The 14,977-nt window shown below is 64.1% G+C and carries 12 protein-coding genes; 1 reads left to right on the top strand and 11 read right to left on the bottom strand.

What is annotated here, in order from left to right:
• From BLV45_RS14775 to BLV45_RS14740, 8 genes are all read right to left on the bottom strand, one after another.
• Positions 1-1,143, bottom strand: a complete 1,143-nt coding sequence (locus BLV45_RS14775) for a CmpA/NrtA family ABC transporter substrate-binding protein (protein ID WP_090534256.1) — start codon at positions 1,141-1,143, stop codon at positions 1-3.
• Positions 1,144-1,153: 10 nt separating this feature from the next.
• On the bottom strand, positions 1,154-1,729 hold the full coding sequence (locus tag BLV45_RS14770) for an ANTAR domain-containing response regulator (RefSeq protein ID WP_090534254.1): 576 nt from the start codon (positions 1,727-1,729) through the stop codon (positions 1,154-1,156).
• Between the two features lie 34 nt (positions 1,730-1,763).
• A complete protein-coding gene (locus tag BLV45_RS14765; protein WP_090534251.1) occupies positions 1,764-4,445 on the bottom strand; it encodes a nitrate reductase in 2,682 nt (893 codons plus the stop codon).
• A 17-nt stretch (positions 4,446-4,462) separates the two neighbouring features.
• A complete protein-coding gene (gene nirD / locus BLV45_RS14760; RefSeq protein WP_090534681.1) occupies positions 4,463-4,786 on the bottom strand; it encodes a nitrite reductase small subunit NirD in 324 nt (107 codons plus the stop codon).
• Between the two features lie 16 nt (positions 4,787-4,802).
• Positions 4,803-7,235 (bottom strand): nitrite reductase large subunit NirB, encoded by a 2,433-nt coding sequence (gene nirB, locus BLV45_RS14755; protein ID WP_090534249.1) that lies wholly within the window; start codon positions 7,233-7,235, stop codon positions 4,803-4,805.
• Positions 7,236-7,251: 16 nt separating this feature from the next.
• Complete coding sequence (locus tag BLV45_RS14750) at positions 7,252-8,454, bottom strand: nitrate/nitrite transporter (protein ID WP_090534247.1); 1,203 nt, start codon at positions 8,452-8,454, stop codon at positions 7,252-7,254.
• A gap of 378 nt (positions 8,455-8,832) precedes the next feature.
• Positions 8,833-10,062: a Fic family protein gene (locus BLV45_RS14745; RefSeq protein WP_090534245.1), complete on the bottom strand. Its 1,230-nt coding sequence runs from the start codon at positions 10,060-10,062 to the stop codon at positions 8,833-8,835.
• A gap of 121 nt (positions 10,063-10,183) precedes the next feature.
• Positions 10,184-11,473, bottom strand: a complete 1,290-nt coding sequence (locus tag BLV45_RS14740; protein WP_407671017.1) for a cyanate transporter — start codon at positions 11,471-11,473, stop codon at positions 10,184-10,186.
• 233 nt (positions 11,474-11,706) lie between these two features.
• Between BLV45_RS14740 and BLV45_RS14735 the strand changes: the two genes are divergently transcribed.
• The gene (locus BLV45_RS14735; RefSeq protein ID WP_090534240.1) at positions 11,707-12,447 is read left to right on the top strand and encodes a GntR family transcriptional regulator; all 741 of its coding nucleotides are present in this window, start codon (positions 11,707-11,709) and stop codon (positions 12,445-12,447) included.
• Positions 12,448-12,524: 77 nt separating this feature from the next.
• Here the strand turns inward: BLV45_RS14735 and infA are convergent, their stop codons facing one another.
• The 3 genes from infA to BLV45_RS14720 all read right to left on the bottom strand — a co-directional run bounded on the left by infA (position 12,525) and on the right by BLV45_RS14720 (position 14,960).
• Positions 12,525-12,797: a translation initiation factor IF-1 gene (gene infA, locus BLV45_RS14730; protein WP_090534238.1), complete on the bottom strand. Its 273-nt coding sequence runs from the start codon at positions 12,795-12,797 to the stop codon at positions 12,525-12,527.
• A gap of 123 nt (positions 12,798-12,920) precedes the next feature.
• Positions 12,921-13,202 carry a hypothetical protein gene (locus tag BLV45_RS14725; protein ID WP_090534236.1) on the bottom strand — a complete coding sequence of 94 codons (282 nt, stop codon included), beginning with the start codon at positions 13,200-13,202 and terminating at the stop codon, positions 12,921-12,923.
• Positions 13,203-13,718: 516 nt separating this feature from the next.
• Positions 13,719-14,960, bottom strand: a complete 1,242-nt coding sequence (locus BLV45_RS14720; RefSeq protein ID WP_090534234.1) for an NAD(P)/FAD-dependent oxidoreductase — start codon at positions 14,958-14,960, stop codon at positions 13,719-13,721.
• Positions 14,961-14,977 lie beyond the last annotated feature (17 nt).

The following is a 14,977-nucleotide window of genomic DNA, read 5'->3' as shown; positions in this document are numbered from 1 at the left end:
TCACGCGCGTATCGTGAAGCCGTCTACGTACGCATCGGCATGATTCCCATCCCATACGCGACCGTCGATCAATACCTGTGGCGCGCTTTCCGCCGGCACCGGAATGCCCATGTTCCGCGCCGCCTCGCGATAAAGCGCCGTCGCGTTGATCGCCGCGGCGATGGTTGTGCAGTCATCGATATGGTCGATCATGCCCCATCGCCGGTATTGCGTCATGAACCAGACACCGTCAGACGGTCGCGGATAGTTCACCGCACCTCCCTCAAAGAAGCGAACGGGCAACCGGACGGCACTGGCTGCTTCGTTTCGCAATCTCGATGCAATCAGTTCCTCTGGCACGCCCAGAAACCCGGGTTGTGCCAGCCGCCGCGCGATTTCAACGCGATGTCCGGAATCGTCCAGCCAGCGGCACGCTTCAAGCATCGTCTGCACGAGCGCGCGGGCGGTGTTGGGATGCGCGCTGACAAAATCGCGCCTGCACGCGAGCACTTTCTCCGGATGATCCGGCCAGACTTCGCTGCTGTACGCGGCGGTCTGGCCCACACCTTGCGCTTCTGCAACAGCGTTCCACGGGTCGCCCACGCACAGGCCGTCGAGTCGTTCTTCCGCCAGCGCGCCGACCATCTGGGGCGGCGGGATAACGACGCTTTCGATATCGCGCAGCGGATGGACGCCTTGCGCGGCCAGCCAGTAATACAGCCACATTGCGTGCGTGCCGGTGGGGAACGTCTGCGCGAAAACCGGTTTGCGGCCGAGCGTGCGCAGCGCGGCGGGCAGTGTGCCGTGTTCGTCGAGCGCGGCGGCAAGCCGGTTCGACACGGTGATCGCCTGGCCGTTGCGGTTGAGCACCATCAGCACGGACATATCCGTTTGCGGACCGCCAAGCCCGAGCTGGACGCCGTAGACGAGCCCGTAAAGCGCGTGCGCCGCGTCCAGGTCACCGGAGAGCAGCTTGTCGCGCACGGCGGCCCACGAAGGCTGTCGGCAGAGCTCGAGCGTCAGGCCATGGGCGTGACCGAATTCGAGCAGCTTGGCCGCGACAAGCGGCGCTGCGTCGCTTAGTGCGACAAAACCAAGCCGAAGATGGGTTTTCTCGAGCCGTTCCGGTGCATCGGGACTGGCGTGTTGAGTGGGTGCGTTCATGAGCGAGCCATCATTGGGACGATTCCGCCGACGCGATCAACTGACGCGCCACCTCGGCGAGTTTCACGCCCTGGTTCATCGCACGCTTGCGCAGCGTGGCGTAAGCGGCGTTTTCAGTCATTTTCTGCTGATCCATCAGCAGGCGTTTGGCGCGGTCGATCAGCTTGCGTTCAGCGAGTTCGTTTTCCGCCTGCGCAAGACGTTCGCGCAATTGCGATTCCTGTGCGAAGCGGGCGAGCGCCACTTCGAGAATCGGCGCGAGACGTTCGGTTGCGAGACCTTCGACCAGATACGCCGTCACGCCTGCGCCAACCGCGTCGCGGATCAACTGCTGGTTTGCATCGGCGCTGAACATCAGGACGGGGCGCGGCGCCGTCGCGTTCATCACGGCGAGCTGTTCGAGCGTGTCGCGTGACGGCGATTCGGTATCGATGATGATCACGTCGGGCCGCTCGCTCTGGACGACACGATGCAACGCTTCCGGCGTTGCGGTTCCGGCAAGCATGTCATAGCCGAGCCGCGCGAGGGCATCGCGCAGGTCGCCGATGGGTTTGTCGGTGTCGGTGACGAGCAGTACACGCAGCATCTTTCGCCTGTTGTTATCGGCCGTTTCAGTGCGCTCAGGTTGCAACGGCAGTCGCCTCGCACATCCTTTTCAGTTCAGGGACACACGAGCCGCAGACAGTGCCGCAGCCGAGCTTCGTTTTCAGTTCCGGCAGGGTGGCGCCAGCCGCGATCGCTTCCCGAATGCGCGATTCGCCCACCTGCATGCAGTTGCACACTACACGCTCGCGTGCGACGTTTGTCTGCTTTTGCTTCGAGAATACCGCGAAGCGCGGCCCGGACCACGGTGTGGCGTCGCGAAGGCGCGCGAGCAGGGCGTCCGCGTTCGCCACGTCCCCGGCGAAAACAAAGCCGTCGACGATGTTTTCGCGCCATACGACGCGCTTGTCAAGGCCGCGCCGTGCATCCCGGTATTCGAGGGTGTCTTCACCGACGGGAAGGTCAAGCGCTTCGTAAAGACGCGGCAGCCAGTCCGCAGGCTCATCGTCATGCGCCGCACGCAACACGATCAGGCCGTCCTCTTCGATACTGATCGCGGCGTAGCTGCATTCCTTCAGCAGCGGCTGTACGGCGGCCTGGAGCGCGTGTACGTCGCCGCGCCGGGCAGCGACCAGCCGCCACGGCAGTTCGACCGGCTCGATACGCACCGCCGCGTGCTTCAGTTCCGGTTGAAACGACGCAGGGTCGACGGCGGGTATCGTCGTCTCGTTGATGCCGCCGCTTGCGAGGAATTGCGCGCTCCAGTGCATCGGCGCGAATACGGTGCCCGACTGCACGTCGTCTGTCAGTTGCACCGGCAGCACGAGGTTGCCGCGCCGGCTCGACACACGCACAAGGTCGCCTTCGATGAAGCCGCGACGTGCGGCATCGCCGCGCTGCATGCTGAGCGCGGGCGCCGGCGTGTGCGAAAACAGTTTGCCGACACGGCCCGTGCGGCTCATGCCATGCCACTGATCGCGCAGGCGCCCGGTCAGCAGATGGAACGGAAAGCGCGCACTGGTTGCTTCTGCAACAGGTAGCCACGGGGTTGCGTGAAAACGCGCGCGACCGTCCTGCGTTGCGAAGACGCCATCGGTATAGCGGCGCGCCTCGCCCTGCATGGTCTTTGCACGAAACGGCCATTGCTGTGGGCCGTTTTCCTCGAGCACCGCGTAGCTCAGTCCGCCAATATCGAGGTCGCGCCCCTCGGTCAGCGTGCGATGTTCGTTGAACACGTCTTCGGGACCCTCGAATCCAAACAGTGTCCTGGATGCCCCGTTGCGCGCTTCAATCCGCTTTGCGACTTCGTTGACGATCCACCAGTCGGCCTTCGCCTCACCGGGCGCCGCGACGGCGGCACGCACGCGCGAAATGCGGCGCTCCGAATTGGTGACCGTGCCGGATTTTTCTCCCCATGTCGCGGCAGGCAGCACGACGTCGGCGAACGGCACCGTGTCGGTCAGCATGAACGCTTCCTGCACGACGACGAACTCCGCTTTTGCCAGCGCTTCGCGAACGCGCGGAATATCCGGCATCGAATGAGCCGGGTTTGTGCAGGCGATCCAGATTGCCTTGATCCTGCCGGCGTGCAGCGCTTCGAACATGTCGACCGCGGGCAGGCCGGGGCGCCCGGACAGCTGCGAGACGCCCCATAGCCGCGCCACTTCTTCACGATGCGCGGCGTTACCGATGTCGCGGTGCGCCGCGAGCATCGTCGCCATGCCGCCGACTTCACGCCCGCCCATGGCATTGGGCTGGCCTGTCAGCGAAAACGGTCCCGCACCCGCGCGGCCGATCTGGGCCGTAGCGAGATGCAGGTTGATCAGGGCGAGATTCTTGTCGGTGCCGTGGCTCGACTGGTTGAGTCCCATGCAGTACAGCGACAGCGCCGCATCGCTCGCACCGAACCATTCGGCCGCCTGCATGATTTCGCGCTCGGTGATACCGCAAATCCCCGCGACCATGCGCGGCGTGAAATCGCGCACCAGTGCTTTCAGCGCGTCGAAATCCGCTGTGTGTTGCTCGATGAAATCACGATCGACGAGCCCTTCCCAGATCAGGTGATGCAGCATGCCGTTGAAGAGCGCGACGTCGCTGCCTGGCTGGATCGGCAGATGCAGGTCGGCCATTGCCGCCGTATCGGTGCGGCGCGGGTCGACCACGATCCAGCGGATCGACGGATCGGCCGCTTTCGCTTCTTCGAGGCGGCGAAACAGCACCGGATGCGCCCACGCCATGTTGCTGCCCGCGAACAACACGGTTTTCGCGCGCTCCAGGTCGTCGTAGCAGGTGGGCGGACCGTCGGCGCCGAGCGCCATCTTGTACGCCGTGACCGCGCTCGACATGCACAGGCGCGAATTCGTATCGATGTTGTTCGTGCCGATCAGGCCTTTCGCCAGCTTGTTGAAGACGTAATAGTCTTCTGTCAGCAACTGGCCCGACACATAGAACGCGACCGCATCCGGGCCGTGCTGCTCGACGATCCCGGCAAAGCGTGCCGCGACGGTGTCGAGTGCAGTGGACCATTCGACCTGTTCGCGCGGCATGTCGCGTTGCAGGCGCATTTCCGGCATGGTCGCGCGACCCGTTTCGCTTTGCGCGGTCAGCGCGAGCGACATCCCTTTCGTGCAGAGCCTGCCGAAATTCGCCGGATGATCGGGGTCGCCCTGAACGCCAGTGATGCGTCCATTTTCCGCTTCGATCAGCACGCCGCAGCCGACGCCGCAGTAGCAGCAGGTGGAACGGGTAACGGTTTTCATCGGATCTCCGCGCCGGATCAGCCCAGGCCGAGATAGATCGAACCATCCGCGTCGACGCGCACCGGGAAATGCCGCGCGCAGCCTTCATCCGGCGCGCGCGCCTGTCCGCTCGCAAGGTCGATATTCCATGCGTGGAGCGGGCAGGTCACGCTTTCGCCATGCACGATGCCAAGCGAGAGCGAGCCGCCCTTGTGCGGGCAGTGGTCGAGCAGCGCGAACACCTTGTCATGCGCGGTGCGAAAAATCGCCACGTTGCCGCTTTCGCGTTCGAGCACGCGGCTGCCAAGCGGCGGAATATCCTCGACCAGGCAGATACGGGTCCATTCTTGAGTCACTTTCATGTCCATGGTGTCGTCCTCAGGCCACGACTTTGAGCGGGATGTATTCATGCTTCTGCTTGCCGGCAATGCGTGCGTCCCATGGATCAGGCAAGCCTTCCAGCGAATACAGCAGCCGTTCGTACAGCGCCTTGCGGTTTGCCGCGTCGTCGACGACCTTCTTCTTGATGTAGTCGAGTCCCACGCGTTCGATGTAATGCACGGTACGGTCGAGATACCATGCTTCCTCACGATACAGTTGAAGGAACGCGCCCGAATATTCCTTGACCTCGTCCGACGTTTTCACCTTGACGAGAAATTGCGCGACTTCCGTCTTGATGCCGCCGTTGCCGCCCACATACAGTTCCCAGCCGCTATCCACCGCGATCACGCCGACGTCCTTGATACCCGCTTCCGCGCAGTTGCGCGGGCAGCCGGATACGGCGAGCTTTACCTTGTGCGGCGACCACATGTTCGCGAGCATCGTCTCGAGATCGATGCCCATCTGCGTGCTGTTCTGCGTGCCGAAGCGGCAGAACTCGCTGCCCACGCAGGTTTTCACGGTACGGATCGATTTGCCGTAGGCATGGCCCGACTTCATGCCGAGGTCTTTCCATACATTGGGCAGGTCTTCCTTCCTGATACCCAGCAGGTCGATCCGCTGGCCGCCCGTGACCTTGACCATCGGCACGTTGTATTTGTCGGCGACATCCGCGATGCGGCGCAGTTCGGCCGCGTTCGTCACGCCACCCTTCATCTGCGGAATCACCGAGAACGTATTGTCTTTCTGGACGTTCGCATGCACGCGCTCATTCACGAAGCGGCTTTGCGGATCGTCGACGGCCTCGCGCGGCCACGTGGAAAGCAGGTAATAGTTGACGGCGGGGCGGCAGGTCGCGCAGCCGTTCGGCGTGCGCCATTCGAGGAAGTCATACACCTCGCGATGCGTGACCAGACGATGGTCGCGGATCGCCTTGCGCACGTCGCCGTGATTGCGATCGGTGCAATGACAGATCGCCTTGGTCTTTGGCGTCTCCTGAAAGTCGGAGCCGACCGTGCTCATCAGGATCTGTTCGACAAGGCCCGTACACGAACCGCACGAGCTGGACGCCTTGGTGTGCTTGCGCACTTCGTCGAGCGTGAAGAGGCCCTTCTCCGTGATCGCCTTGACGATCGTGCCCTTGCATACGCCATTGCAGCCGCACACTTCGTCGCTGTCGGCCATCGCGGCGGCGCGGCTTTGACCCTGCACGCCCGAATCGCCAACGTTCGATTCGCCGAACATGATGTGGTCGCGCAGTTCACCGAGCTTGCGGCCTTCACGCAGCAGCTTGAAATACCACGCACCATCGGCGGTGTCGCCATAAAGGCACGCGCCGACGAGTTGATCATCCTTGATGACGAGCTTCTTGTAGACGCCACCCGAAGGATCGGACAGCACGATTTCCTCGGTGCCTTCGCTGCCCATGAAATCGCCGGCGGAAAACAGGTCGATGCCGGTGACCTTGAGTTTCGTCGACAGGACCGAGCCCTTGTAGCTGCCGATACCGAGCAGCGCGAGATGGTTCGCGCAGACTTTCGCCTGCTCGAAGAGCGGTGCGACGAGACCATACGCAATGCCGCGATGGTTCACGCATTCGCCCACCGCATAGATACGCGGATCGTAAGTTTGCAGCGAATCGCTCACGACGATGCCGCGATTGCAGTACAGGCCGGCCGCTTCGGCAAGCGTCGTATTCGGACGGATGCCGGCGGCCATCACGACGAGATCCGCGGATATCGTCTCGCCATCCTTGAAGCGGACCGCGCTGACTTCGCCCGCTTCGTTACCCACGATCTCCGACGTCGATTTGCCCAGCAAAAACGCGAGGCCACGTTCTTCGAGCGAGCGTTGCAGCAGCTTGCCCGCGGTCGAATCGAGCTGACGCTCAAGCAGCGTGTCGGCCAGATGCACGACGGTCACGTCCATGCCGCGCAGCTTCAGTCCGTTCGCGGCCTCGAGGCCAAGCAGGCCGCCGCCGATCACGACCGCGTGACGCTTCACCGCGGCCGTATCGATCATCATCTGCGTGTCGCGGATGTCGCGATACGTGATCACGCCTTTCAGATCCTTGCCCGGCACGGGCAGGATAAACGGCGTGGAGCCGGTTGCGACCAGCAGACGGTCATAGGGCGCTTCGGTGCCGTCGCCGGCAACTACCACGCGCTTCACGCGGTCGATCCGTTCGATCGTCTTGCCGAGATGGAGCGTGATGTCGTTTTCCTGATACCACTCGATCGAATTGAGGATGATGTCGCCGAATGCCTGCTCACCGGCGAGCACCGGCGAAAGCAGAATGCGGTTGTAGTTCGGATGCGGTTCCGAGCCGAATACGGTGATGTCGTAATGGCCCGGTGCGATCGTCAGCAGTTCTTCGATCGTACGAATGCCGGCCATGCCGTTGCCGATTACAACGAGGCGAGGTTTGTTCATGATGAGGGATTCCCGTTCAGACGCGTGCGGCTGCAACCGACCACGCACTGCGCCAGCGGCGCTTCACATTGCTCATGCCGGCCCAGCCGAGCGCGGCCAGGGCGGCGAAAAGCCACAGACCCATTGAATAGTCGCCGGTGGCCTGCTTGATCGAGCCGAGGCTCGCGGCCAGCGCAAAGCCGCCTACGCCGCCCGCCATGCCGATCAGGCCAGTCATCACGCCGATATCCTTCGCGAAGCGCTGCGGCACGAGCTGGAACACGGCGCCGTTGCCCGCGCCGAGACACAGCATCGCCGCGATGAAGAGCGGCAGCGTGACGAGCGGACCGCCTGCGCCAAAGCCCGCGAGACCGATCAGCACCGCAACCGCCGCGAACACGTTGAGCAGCGAACGCGTGCCGCCGATGCGATCGGCCATCAGCCCGCCGAACGGACGCATCACCGAGCCCGCGAACACGCAGGCGGCGGTGGCCCAGCCGGCCAGCTTCGGATCGAAACCGAACTGGTCGTGGAAGTAGCCCGGCAGCGCGCTGGCAAAACCCGAGAAACCGCCGAACGTCAGCGAGTAGAAGAACATGAACCACCACGCGTCGCGACTGGCGAGCATGCGAGCGTAGTCACGCAGATGCTTGTGCGCGACGACGCCCGGCGCATCCTTCGCCTTGAGCGTATAGAACACCAGCACGGCGACGAGTGGAATGCACGCGATGCCGAACACGTTCTGCCAGCCGAACGCGACGGCCAGCACCGGCGCGAACAGCGCGGCGAGCACGGTGCCGGAATTGCCCGCACCGGCGATGCCCATCGCGGTGCCTTGCTGATGCGGCGGATACCAGCGCGAGGCGAGCGGCAACGCCACGGCGAACGATGCGCCCGCAACACCCAGCGCCGCGCCGAACAGCAGCACCTGGCCCATCGAATGCACACCGGTGCGCCACGCGACGAGAAGGCTCGCGATCACGAGCACCTGGCCGATCAGGCCCGCACGCTTCGCGCCGATGCGATCGGCGAGCATGCCCATGAACACACGCAGGATCGCGCCGGCCAGAATCGGCGTGGCGACCATCAAACCGCGTTGCTGGGTAGTGAGCGACAGTGTGTGGGCAATCTGGATCTGCAGCGGTCCGAGGAGATACCAGACCATGAAGCTCAGATCGAAATAGAGGAATGCGGAAAACAGCGTGGGGGTGTGGCCGTTACGCCAGAAGCTGCGGTCCATGATAGTTCCGTCGTCGGATCGCATCCGGATGATGTGCCGGATACGACAAACGTCGAACGCCATTGCCCGACCGATGAACGGCACGCTGTGCCGTTTCGCTGCGTGGTCCGCGTAGCGTGTGCCGCGCGGTGTCCGGTTCATGCATCCCTGCGCCGTTGCAAGGTGCGATAGCTATTTAGCAACAGCCATGCCATCTTGCCGCATCGGCGCAAAGCCTTGCTGGGTGCGGGTTTTGGGGAAAGGGCCACGGATCGTATATTGCACCGCAGCAGTGCGTCGCCCGCGTCGTCGCACAGACTTGGCGCGGGTCGGCGCGTTCGTGGACCGTTTGTGGTTCGTTCGTGACGCGTGGGGAGCGCCCACGGATTTCATGGGGGTTCAGGCGGTATTCGATTCGGCCTCGGGCCACAAACGCGGAAACAGATAGCGGAAAAGATTGAGCGGCAGCGCCAGTTCAATCGGCCCTTTCGGCGTTCTGGAGCGCACGATGCCAAGCGTCAGCAGATCGGCGAGCACGCGATCGGCGGTGCGTGCGGCGAGCCCCATCATGCCCTTGAAGCGCGCCCGGTCCATTCCGCTTACCGTGCCCAGCCACGCCAGCGGCTGCGCGGCCTCGGCGCGCAGATAGCGCGTGGCTTCGCGTGTGCCTTCGGCGGCGAGCATCTGGGCCAGTCTTGCTTCGAACGCGCGCATGTCCAGCATGCCATTCATGAAGCGAACCTGGTCGAGACAGATATTCATGCCGAACTCGATAAAGTCGACGAGGCCTTTTTCGGAGAGAACTCCACGACCATCGTAGTCACCCTGACGTGGCTGGTCCGCGGCGATCAGATATGCGTAATAGCTCGACTGTTCGCGTGCGAGCCCGCGCATGGGCGACCACAATCCCTGCGTGAGACCGAGCGCCGAAAGCCCGAGATGAGTGTGCAGACGCGCGGTGCGGCCATTGCCGTCGAGAAACGGGTGAATCCACGCGAGCCTGTGATGCGCCGCCATCAGCGCGATGACAGCGGTTTCGCCGGCGCGTGCGTGACGATAGCCGCGCTGCCATTCGTCCATGAATGCGGGTACGGTGGCGGGGTCGGGCGGAATATGCGCGCCCACCTTGACGCCGCGCGTGCGCCACGCACCCGGAACGATGGTTTCTTCGCGGCCTTCGTCGTCGATCTGGGTCAGGTCGGCGGGTGAGAGCTGGTCGTGCAGATGGCGATGGATCGCCTGCACCACGGCGCCCTCGAAAAAGACGCTCGAATCGAAAGCGGGAAAGGTCTGTTCGCCCCATTGCTCGGTGGCGATATGCGCCACTGCAATGCGCTGCTTGCGGGCTTCCGCGGGCTTGCTTGAAAAGTCCTGCTGCATCGCCTGTTCGATCAGAAGCGGCTCCGTGTGCTGGCCCTCGATCTTGTTCGTGTAGTACGAGTTCATCGGGCGCAGCGCATCGCGCAGCAGATCGCGCAGATGCGGCATGCCGTGGGCAGCGAGATCCTTGGCGTCGCCAATCACCTGGGCGGCGAGCGGGCGCAGCCCGTCCAGCCTCGGCTCCGAGGGCAGAAGCGGATGCATCTGATGGACGGCGTAATACGGATATTTCGAAGAAGACTGTGCCATGGCGGACCTTTTGGCGGATCACATGGCGAATCTTATCATCGATATAAAACTAATTAAAACTGTTTATTTACAAGTATTTATATTGTTTATGGCGGATCATTTGGCGAATCTTTGAGCGAATCTATAAGAGTGTTTCAAGGGCCGCGCTTCGCGCCATCGCCCGCTCATAACTTCGCGGAGAAAACACAAGCGTCAGCGCAATCATCGCCGAGATGGTCACTGCCAGCATGATCCACGCGGCTGTGAAAGTCCCCGTCAGATCGCGCACGAAGCCGGCCAGCATGGGCGCCGCTGCCGCGACGATAAAACCGATGCCCTGTACAAAGGCGACGAGCCGCGCGGCGACCCGGTGGTCGCCGGAGTGATCGAGCGTGGTGACAAGCGTAAGCGCGAACGTGCCGCCGAGACCCGCGCCCATGAGGGCGACCCACAGCAGGGGTGCCGCTTCGGGCCACGCGGTGAGCCCCACGATGCCCGCAAGCTGCGCGGCAAGACCCGCGACAAGCCACGGCCGCCGGTCGCGGAACGACGCCGCGGCGAGCGGCAGCAACAGCGCGGCGGCGGCCTGAAACACGGTCATGCCGGCCAGCAGCGAACCGCTGGTGGCGACATCGGCGCCGTGCTGCAGGTAATACGCGGGCAACCATGCGACGAGGCTCGTATAGCCGCCGTTGACGAGCCCGAAGTACAGCCCTAGTGCCCACGCGCGGCGGTTGCGCACAAGACTGACGCAAGGCCGTGGCGAATCGTGGCGCGAGGCGGACGAAAGGCATGCAGGATTTACGGCACGCCGGCGGTTCAGCCAAAGCCAGCAGATGAGCGCCACGAGCGCGGGAAACGCCCAGACGGCAAGCGCGGCGTGCCATGAACCGGCAAGCTGCGCGATCCACGGACTGAGCCCCGCGCCCAGCCCGCCGCCGCCCATGATCGACGCCGAGAACACGCCCATCACCAGCGGCACGCGCATGCCGAAACGCTGTTTGATCACGCCCGGCAGCAGCGCCTGGATCGACGCGACGCCGATTCCCGCCAGTGCCGCCGTGAACAGCAGCATGGCGCCGGTTTGCGCCGTCCAGCGCGCGGCGCACGCAAGCCCGATCGCAAGAAGACCGAGCGCAACGCCGCGCGTTTCGCCGACGGTGCGCGTGAGCGCGCCAGCACCGAACGCGCCGATCCCCATGGCGACGACCGGCAGGCTCGTCAACAGCGACGCGCCATAAAAACTGAGGCCGGTTGCCTCGCGAATCGCCGCCATGAGCGGACTGATCGAGCTCAGAAGCGGCCGCAGGTTCACGCCCACAACGACGATCGCGCACAACCACACGGTGTCGCGCCAGGTCAGCGCCTGCACGGCGGGAGAGGGGCGGGGCGTGTCCGCGCACGGGCGGACAGTGGTGGGAGATTGACTCACGGAACCTTTGTCGGAATGAGTGGAAAGGGCAAGTGGCGACCTTGCAGACGGGACACACCGCACGCGCAGGCGTGCTTCTGTGTTGTGTAATGGTTAACCATTTTACGGTAAAATGGTTAACCAGATCGCTATGTCTGGTATTCCGGGTTCCGGGTGTGCCGCAGTCGATGGCCTGGGAGCCGTGTGTGTCGCTACAATGCCGCCAGACTTTGCCTGCCGCTATTCACCTCCCCATGACCACACGCGCCCGACGTTTATCTTCAACTGCCGAAACCGCGTCGCCCGCTGTCGGCGACGCACCTGAGCCGATCAGCGTCGAAGAACGCATTTACGCGTCGATTACCGCTGCGTTGCTGCAAGGCAAGCTGCGCCCGGGCACACAGCTCGTCGAGCGGGATCTGGCGGCGGCGTTCGGCTGTACGCGCGGCGCATTGCGCAAGGTGCTGGCGCGGCTTGGCTTCGAGGGAAAGCTGGTGCAGGAAGCGCATCGCGGCGCGTTCGTGCCGGCGCCTTCCGAAGAAGACATCCGGCAGGTGTATCGCGCGCGGCAGATCGTGGAGGCGGGCGTGGTCGCCGCGCTATGCGGCGCATTGACGGCGCAGCAGAAGCGTCGCCTCACCGCGCATGTGCGTCAGGAAGAGAAAGCGCAGCACGCGGGCCGCGTCGATGAAACGGTGCGTCTTGCGGGCCAGTTTCACGTCCTGTTGACGGAACTCGCCGGCGGCACGGAATTGCTGGGGCTGGTGATGCAACTGGTCGGAAAGACCGAGTTATACAAGGCGCTGTACGATCCATCGAAAGGATCGACCTGCTCCGCCGATGAACACGCGCAGATCATCGCGGCGCTCGATGCAGGCAGGCTGCATGCCGCGCTGGATGCGATGCGGGTTCACCTCGAAGACCTTGAGGAGCGTGTCGTTCAGCAGGTCCGCCTGCAATCCGGCAGCAATCCGGGCGCGCTGTTCAGCGAATAGCGGATGCGCCCGACGGACCCACGAACGAGAGATACAGCGGCTACCCCGATTGCCTCAAAGGGGCCGCCACGGCCGGCCTAGCGCCGACGGAATTGCGAGTTGCGGGCGCCACCGCCGCCGCTGGCGCGTTCGTCCTTGTGGCGGAAGTTGATACGGCCTTTCGTCAGGTCATAGACCGACAGTTCCAGCGTCACGCGGTCGCCCGCGAGAATACGGATGTGATTCTTGCGCATGCGTCCGGACGCATATGCGCCTACCACGACGCCATTGTCGAGCGTCACGCGGTAACGGCTATCCGGAAGTACTTCGTCGACGATACCGTCCAGTTCAAGCAGTTCTTCTTTCGCCATGCATAGCTCCTGATCAATGAGTTTGGGCCGCTTCGACCGGATGCCGGCGAAGCGTGTGATGCGGTAAAAGGCAGCGTCGTGGCGCGCCCGTCAATCAATGCCAGATGTGTACGACGATGCCGCTTAAAGATCGGCGACCGTCTGGCCGTCCACGCGGCCGTCGATCAGCTGCTCGGCGTGCGCCATGCACGCGAGACGCGCCTTGCCCGTGCCTTCGAACGGCCACAGATGCGGCAGCCGGAACACGCGGCCATCGGCCGACGGGTTCGCGCCAACGCGGCAGATGCGCACCGACGCTTCGTAGCCGGCGTCGGGGTTGCGTCGCGTCTGCTCGTCGGAATGACGACGCGGATACACGAGCGGGTGAATTTCAAAGCCTTTGTAGGTCCTGACAGCTTGAGTCATAAAACGCTATGTCCTGTAATACGTGACCCGCATGTCCCGCGCGTGACGCACGGGAACGACCGGTCTGGCGGCGCAGCCTGACGGCGCGCCGCACGAAAAAAGAATCGCGCCAGCCCGCTTCAACGAGACTTGCGCTCAACCGCGCTGATTCGCGGATTCGATGGAGAAGAAACACGCCGATGCCGCGTGGGCACTGGGCGCATGAAAAAGCACGACTCGCGACAGCGAATGCGCCATGAGTGCGACAAGCGCATTGCCGGAGTGACGGGATCGCCGACGGGCGGCGGTCGAACTGTCGGGGGTATTGCGGAGACGCCGGTTGGTGCCGATCGATACTGCCTGTACTGCAAATTCGAAGTACAGCTATTCCAATATGATGCACTAAATGCGACGGCTTGGATAGCAAAAAGTTTCCCGCACTGGCGGGTTGCGGCACAAGGACGTTCTACGGCCGGCGTTCCTGCGGCCATCCGGCGAAACGTCCCGGAGCGCCGCGAGATCCATGTTGCGCCCGTTCTAGTCGAATCGTTCCGCGCGGTATGGACGTGGATCGGTGAAGGGCGGCGCGCCCGTCATCATTTCCGCGAGCAGGCGCCCGGTGACGGGGCCGAGCGTCAAGCCGTGATGGTTGTGGCCGAATGCGAACCACAGCCCGCGATGGCGCGGCGCAGGCCCGATGACCGGCCGCATGTCGGGCGTGCATGGGCGCATGCCGAGCCACGGCGCCGCATCGGTACGTGCGCCGAGGCCGAACACCGGCTTCGCGATCCGTTCCGCGCGCTCGAGCTGCACGCCTGTCGGCGGCGCGTTACGCCGCGCGATTTCGACGCCTGTCGTGAGCCGCAGCCGGCCCTGCATCGGCGCGACCACGTAGCCCTTTTCCGAATCGACAACCGGCACCGACAGAATCTGCCGCGCCGGCTCGTAGTGCATGTGATAGCCGCGCTTCACGCGCAGCGGAATGCGGTAGCCGAGCGGACCGAACACCGTGTCCGACCAGGGGCCGAGCGCGAGGACGACTTCCTTCGCGCTGATCCGGCCGGCTGCGGTCTGCACCGTCCAGGCGTCATCTTCGGCGCGCAGCGAGGTTGCGTCGCCCGTCAGGATCGCGCCGCCACTCGCCTCGAACAGGCGGGCATAGCCTTTCGTCAACGCCCCCGGACTGGCGACGCTTTTCGGGTCCAGCCAGTGCAGCGCGCCGCGGAATCCTTCCGCGAGACCGGGTTCGCGCGCCCGGAGTGCGGCGGCGTCGAGCGCGACGACGCGCAGGCCGTTTTCACGGGCAGCAACTTCGGCAGCCGGTGCTTCGCTGTCGAATGCCGACTGCGTGCGAAAGGCCTCGATCCAGCCGCCGTCGTGGACGAGCGCGTCCATGCCCGCGCGTGCGATCAGCGCGTCGTGTTCCGTCACGCAACGCTGGATCAGCGGCAGCATGTCGCGCGCGGCGCCCGCCAGCCGCGCCGGTGAGGATTCCCACCAGAAACGCGCGAGCCACGACGCGTACGACGGAATCGCCTTGTAGTCCCAGTAGAGATCGGTCGAGGCGTTGCGCGCGTAGCGCAGCAACGTGCCGAGGTTGCGCGGAAAGCCGTACGGCACGATCGAAGACCGCTCGATCAACCCGGCGTTGCCGAAGCTCGTTTCCTCGCCGGGGCCGCGGCGGTCGACCAGCGCGACGCGCCTGCCGCGATCCTGCAGATGCAGCGCTGAAGACACGCCGACAATGCCGGCTCCGAGAACGATGACGTCGAAATCCATAGGCTCCGCTTGTGCGC

The organism is Paraburkholderia sartisoli, from assembly GCF_900107685.1.
In the GTDB taxonomy this organism is placed as follows: Bacteria; Pseudomonadota; Gammaproteobacteria; order Burkholderiales; family Burkholderiaceae; genus Paraburkholderia; species Paraburkholderia sartisoli.
Note: the sequence above shows the minus strand (reverse complement) of the source record. Positions and strands in the feature narration are given on the sequence as shown.